At 56.4% G+C, this 1,717-nt stretch carries 2 protein-coding genes; both read left to right on the forward strand.

From position 1 onward, the window contains the following. Positions 1–17 precede the first annotated feature (17 nt). Positions 18–1,193 carry an alpha/beta hydrolase-fold protein gene (locus QRD42_RS16945; RefSeq protein ID WP_321988781.1) on the forward strand — a complete coding sequence of 392 codons (1,176 nt, stop codon included), beginning with the start codon at positions 18–20 and terminating at the stop codon, positions 1,191–1,193. A 55-nt stretch (positions 1,194–1,248) separates the two neighbouring features. After that, on the forward strand, positions 1,249–1,659 hold the full coding sequence (locus tag QRD42_RS16950) for an ASCH domain-containing protein (RefSeq protein WP_318376204.1): 411 nt from the start codon (positions 1,249–1,251) through the stop codon (positions 1,657–1,659). Positions 1,660–1,717 lie beyond the last annotated feature (58 nt).

Below are 1,717 nucleotides of genomic sequence, written 5' to 3' on the forward strand. Positions count from 1 at the left end.
ACAACGAGGGACTGAATATGAAAAAGAACATCGCCCTGGCACTTGCCATCACTGCACTGCTCGGCGGCGCGGCGGCACCAGTTGTTGCCGCGCCCTTCCCGGCCACGCCGGATCAAGCTATACCGGTCAGCCAGTATGTGACGCAGGTGAACGCCGATAAAAGCATCACCTTCCGCCTGTTCGCCCCGGACGCAAAGCGCGTATCTGTGGTCACCGGCTCCAGCCCGGACAGCCTTGCCTCCCATGATATGAGCAAAGGTAAAAACGGCGTCTGGACGTGGAAAAGCGACGTGATGGCCCCGAACCTGTATGAATATTACTTTGATGTGGACGGCTTCCGCTCCGTTGATACCGGCAGCCGTTTCCAGAAACCGCAGCGCCAGGTGAACACCAGCCTGATCCTCGTGCCGGGCAGTATTCTGGATGACCGCGCCGTGCCGCATGGCGATCTGCTGACGGTGACGTATCACTCCAAAGCCCTGGCATCTGAGCGCCGGATGTATGTCTGGACACCGCCGGGTTATACCGGCCAGGGCGAACCGCTGCCGGTGCTCTATTTCTATCACGGCTTTGGCGATACCGGGCTTTCCGCTATCGATCAGGGGCGACTGCCGCAAATCATGGACAACCTGCTGGCGGAGGGCAAAATCAAACCAATGCTGGTGGTGGTGCCGGATACTGAAACGGACATCACCGACGCGATCCCGGAAAATTACCCGCCGAAAGAGCGTCGCAAGACCTTCTATCCGCTGAATGCAAAAGCCGCCGATCGCGAACTGATGCAGGACATTATCCCGCTGGTGGATGCGCGCTTTAACGTGCGCAAGGACGCCAGTGGCCGCGCGCTGGCGGGGTTATCCCAGGGCGGCTTCCAGGCGCTGTTCTCCGGCATGCACCACCTCGACAATTTCGGCTGGCTGGGCACCTTCAGCGGCGTCACCACCGCCACCGTGCCGGATGCGGGCATCAGCGCGCAGCTTAACAAGCCGCAGGAGGTGAACAAACAACTGCATAACTTCACCGTGGTGGTGGGCGAAAAAGACGCCGTCACCGGCGAGGATATCGCCGGGCTCAAACGCGAGCTGGAGGCAAAAGGCATCAACTTTGAATATAAAAACTATCCTGGCGCAGGCCATGAGATGGACGTCTGGCGTCCGGCCTACGCCGAATTTGTGCAGAAGCTGTTTAAGTAAGTAAGAAGAATAAACGGGTATGACATTTTTTATCTATGGTTAAGAAGGGATTTAGATGGCTGCGGTTGAAGCATTAAAAGTGAAGTATCCGGGCGCAGAGGCCTGGCAAATGGGTGACAGCCCTGAACTGGCCAGCGAGCTTGCCGACCTGATTAAAAGAGGGATCAAAACGGCCTCCTGCGGCTCTTTTGCCTCTTACCAGCAGGAAGCCTCTGCCCCGCGGATTGGGAGTTATAACATCATCCTCGATGGCCAGAATGTTCCGGTGTGCGTAACCAGGCTGATGTCGATGCGACTGGTACGTTTTTGCGATGTGACTGAAGCGTTTGCCCGCAAAGAAGGTGAAGGCGATTTAAGCCTTGAATACTGGCAGAAAGAGCATCAGCGGTTTTTCACCGGGGAAGGACATTTTTCTGAGGAGATGGAGCTTATCGCAGAAGAGTTTGAAGTGGTTGAGGTGCTGTGAGGTGAAATCAACGGGGCAGCGTGTCACCACCTGCCCTTTATAACCATGTTAGCGATGA

The sequence above is a fragment of the Enterobacter sp. PGRG2 genome (assembly GCF_030291195.1).
In the GTDB taxonomy this organism is placed as follows: Bacteria; Pseudomonadota; Gammaproteobacteria; order Enterobacterales; family Enterobacteriaceae; genus Enterobacter_D.